The following is a 4,147-nucleotide window of genomic DNA, read 5'->3' on the forward strand; positions in this document are numbered from 1 at the left end:
CGGGCTCGGGCTTCGGCTGGGCGGCGGGGGCCTCGGCAGCGGCCGGGGCCGGCGCGGCGGCCGGCGCACCGGTGCCGTCGTCGATGACGGCCAGCTCGGCGCCGACCTCGACGGTCTCGTCCTCGGCCACCTTGATGGAGGTCAGAACGCCGGCGGCCGGGGCCGGGATCTCGGTGTCGACCTTGTCGGTCGACACCTCGAGCAGCGGCTCGTCGGCCTCGACGCGCTCACCCTCGGCCTTCAGCCAGCGAGTGACGGTGCCCTCGGTGACGCTCTCGCCGAGCGCCGGCAGGGTTACGGAAACCGCCATGGTTTCGGTTGCTCCTTACGAATTGCGGGATGTGGTCGCGCCCGGGACTGGGGTCAGTCGTGGGAGTGGAGAGGCTTGCCGGCCAGGGCCAGGTGGGCCTCGCCGAGAGCCTCGTTCTGCGTCGGGTGCGCGTGCACGAGCTGCGCAACCTCGGCCGGCAGGGCCTCCCAGTTGTAGACCAGCTGGGCCTCACCGACCTGCTCGCCCATACGGTCACCGACCATGTGGACGCCGACCACGGCACCGTCCTTGACCTGGACGAGCTTGATCTCGCCCGAGGTCTTGAGGATCTTGCTCTTGCCGTTGCCCGCGAGGTTGTACTTCAGAGCGACGACCTTGTCGGCGCCGTACAGCTCCTTGGCCTTGGCCTCGGTGATACCCACCGAAGCGACCTCGGGGTGGCAGTACGTCACGCGCGGCACGCCGTCGTAGTCGATCGGCACGGTCTTCAGACCGGCCAGCCGCTCCGCCACCAGCATGCCCTCGGCGAAGCCGACGTGCGCGAGCTGGAGGGTGGGAACGAGGTCACCGACGGCCGAGATGGTCGGCACGTTGGTCTGCATGTACTCGTCGACCAGGACGTAGCCGCGGTCCATCGCGACGCCCTGCTCCTCGTAGCCCAGGCCCGCCGAGACCGGCCCGCGGCCGATCGCGACCAGCAGCAGCTCGGCCTCGAAGGTCTTGCCGTCGGCGAGGGTGACCTTCACGCCGTCGGCGGTGTACTCGGCCTTGTCGAAGAAGGTGCCGAGGTTGAACTTGATGCCACGCTTACGGAAGGCCCGCTCCAGGAGCTTGGAGCTGTTCTCGTCCTCGACCGGGACGAGGTGCTTGAGGCCCTCGACGATGGTGACGTCGGTGCCGAAGGACTTCCACGCCGAGGCGAACTCGACGCCGATGACGCCGCCGCCCAGGACGATCGCCGACTTCGGCACGCGGTCGAGCGTGAGCGCGTGGTCCGAGGAGATGATGCGGTTGCCGTCGATCTCCAGGCCCGGCAGCGACTTCGGCACGGAGCCGGTCGCCAGCAGGACGTGGCGGCCCTGGACGCGCTGGCCGCCCACATCGACGGAGGTCGGGGAGGACAGCCGGCCCTCGCCCTCGATGTACGTCACCTTGCGGGAGGCGATCAGGCCCTGCAGACCCTTGTACAGGCCCGAGATGACCTCGTCCTTGTACTTGTGGACCGCCTCGATGTCGATGCCCTCGAAAGTGGCCTTGACACCGAACTGCTCGCTCTCACGAGCCTGGTCGGCGATCTCACCGGCGTGCAGCAGAGCCTTCGTGGGGATGCAGCCGTTGTGCAGGCAGGTACCGCCGACCTTGCCCTTCTCGATCAGGGCGACGTCCAGGCCCAGCTGCGCCCCGCGCAGGGCAGCGGCGTAACCACCGCTTCCGCCACCGAGGATCACTAGGTCGAAAACGGTGCTGGCGTCGTTCGCCACGTCACGTCCTCCATGCATGGGTGCGCCGGAGCCGGTCGTCGATGACCGGTCCGCGGCTGTTGTTCGGCCGCTTTTACTTCGGCCCTGGGTAAGGGGGGCCCTGTCCTGCCGAGAACCCATCTTCGCACTTGTTCAACGAAGCCGGGACGGCGGGCCGGGCTCTGGACGGCGGATGGGCCGCCTCGAAGGGGTTACTAGGTGGTACGAAAAGTGCAGAGGCGCGAAGCGCCGCCGGGGAAGGGTGGCGGTGGGAGACGGGTGGGCGGATTTCGTTGAGGGCGAACGCGGGGCGGCCGCAGGGCGGTCGCACACCTACGGCCCCGGGCGGTATGCGCGGGGCCGTAGGAACAAGACGGGCAAGCGGGAAGAAATTCCCGCGCCGGCCGTCAGCCCAGGTCGCCCGCGGCGGTGCGCTCGGCCAGCCGCACCAGGGTGCGCACCGCGGAACCCGTACCGCCCTTGGGGGTGTAGCCCCAGGGCGCGCCTTCGTGGAAGGCCGGGCCCGCGATGTCCAGGTGTGCCCAGGTGATGCCCTCGCCGATGAACTCCTTCAGGAAGAGTCCGGCGACCAGGCCGCCGCCCATCCGCTCGCCCATGTTGGCGATGTCGGCGACGGGCGAGTCCATGCCCTTGCGGAGGTGTTCGGGCATCGGCATCGGCCAGGACTGCTCGCCGACCTCCTCCGCGATCTCGTGGATCGAGGTGCGGAAGGCGTCGTCGTTCGCCATGATCCCGAAGTGGCGGTGGCCCAGCGCCAGCACCATCGCGCCGGTCAGCGTGGCGACGTCCACGATCGCGTCCGGCGACTCCTCCGAGGCGCGGGTCAGCGCATCGGCCAGCACCAGGCGGCCCTCGGCGTCGGTGTTGAGCACCTCGACGGTCTTGCCGCTGTACATGGTCAGCACGTCACCGGGGCGGGTGGCGGAGCCGGACGGCATGTTCTCGGCGAGCGCCAGCCAGCCGGTGACATTCACCTCAAGGTCCAGCTTGGCGGCGGCCACGACCGCGGCGAACACCGCGGCGGCACCGCTCATGTCGCACTTCATGGTCTCGTTGTGGCCGGCCGGCTTGAGCGAGATACCGCCCGAGTCGTACGTGATGCCCTTGCCGACCAGCGCGAGGGTCTTGGTCGCCTCGGCGTGGGTGTGCGCGATCCGCACCAGCCGCGGCGGGGCCTCCGAGCCCTGGCCGACGCCCATCAGGCCGCCGAAGCCGCCCTTCTTGAGGGCCTTCTCGTCCAGCACCTCGACCTCAAGGCCGAACTCCTTGGCCGCGGCCTGCGCCTCGGCCGCGAAGGACTTCGGGTTGAGGTCGTTGGAGGGGGTGTTGATCAGGTCGCGGGCGCGGTTGATCTCCGCGGCCAGCGCCTGGGACCGCTCGGCGGCGGCCTTGAACTCCTTGTCGCGCGGCTTGCCGCCGAGGATCGCGACCTCGCCGAGCGGCGCCGACTTCGCGTCGTTCTTCTTGCCGCCCTTGGCGTTCTGGCCGTTGCCGTTGGAGCGGTACGCGGTGAAGGTGTACGCGCCGAGCAGCGCGCCCTCGCTCACCGCGGCGGCCGCCTCGGCGTCCTCGACCGGCAGTGCGAAGCCGGCTTTCTTGCTGCCGGCCAGCGCGCGGGCGGCGCTGCCCGCGGCGCGGCGCAGCGCCTCGTTGTCGTAGTCGTCGCCCTTGGCGGGCGCCTCGCCGAGGCCGACCGCCAGCACGACCGGCGTCTTGAGGCCGTCCGCGGCGGGCAGCTTGGTCACCTCGCCCTCGGCACCACTCGCGCCGAGGGTCTCCAGCACGGCGGCGAGCTTGCCGCCGAAGGCCTTGTCCACGGCCTCGGCGCCGGGAGCGACAACGACGCCCTTGGCGCCCTTGGCCACGCCCACGACGACGGCATCCGCGCGCACCGTTGCGGCGGAAGAAGTACTGAGGGTCAGTGCAGTCACGGTGTTAAGGGTCCTGTTCCGTCCGGGGAATCCGTCTGCGCGCAGCGCGCTGCTGCGGCCGAGCCTACGCTCGGCTGCGCCGCCAGGCCCGTCCGATACCACACCGGCACCCGGCGGGGCGGCTGCGCCCGGCGTCGTACGAGGTTAACTGGCGTTCACCCCGGAGTAGTTGGAGTCCACCCGTGGTTTCGGGGCAAGTTGCCGCCCGAGCCTGCTACCCGAGCGTCAGCACGATCAGCGCCGTCACCCCCGCGCTCTCCGCGAGCGCGCCGAAGACATCGCCACTCACCCCGCCGAACCGCCGCCGGCAGTGCCCGAGCAGCAGTTCGCCGAGCCCGAGGCCGAGCAGCGCCGCGAGCCCGGCGTGCAGCGCGCCGTACGGCCCGAAGACGGCGCCCGCGGCCGCGCACCCGGCGGCCACCAGCGCGGCGCACAGCAGCGCCGCCCGCACCGGGACGGTCTCC

Annotated in this window: 4 protein-coding genes; all 4 read right to left on the minus strand. The window is 70.9% G+C overall.

Translation table 11 applies throughout. The annotated features are described in order from the left end of the window. A partial coding sequence (locus DY245_RS34275) for a biotin/lipoyl-containing protein (RefSeq protein WP_342354247.1) occupies positions 1-310 on the minus strand: 310 nt, incomplete at its 3' end. 53 nt (positions 311-363) lie between these two features. Beyond that, entirely contained in the window at positions 364-1,752 is a 1,389-nt protein-coding gene (gene lpdA / locus DY245_RS34280; RefSeq protein WP_128511023.1) for a dihydrolipoyl dehydrogenase, read from the minus strand. 386 nt (positions 1,753-2,138) lie between these two features. Further along, complete coding sequence (locus DY245_RS34285) at positions 2,139-3,683, minus strand: leucyl aminopeptidase (protein ID WP_128511024.1); 1,545 nt, start codon at positions 3,681-3,683, stop codon at positions 2,139-2,141. Between the two features lie 214 nt (positions 3,684-3,897). Then, a partial coding sequence (locus tag DY245_RS34290) for an adenosylcobinamide-GDP ribazoletransferase (protein WP_181924002.1) occupies positions 3,898-4,147 on the minus strand: 250 nt, incomplete at its 5' end.

Origin of the sequence: Streptomyces inhibens, from assembly GCF_003389455.1 — a bacterium.
Lineage (GTDB): Bacteria > Actinomycetota > Actinomycetes > Streptomycetales > Streptomycetaceae > Streptomyces > Streptomyces inhibens.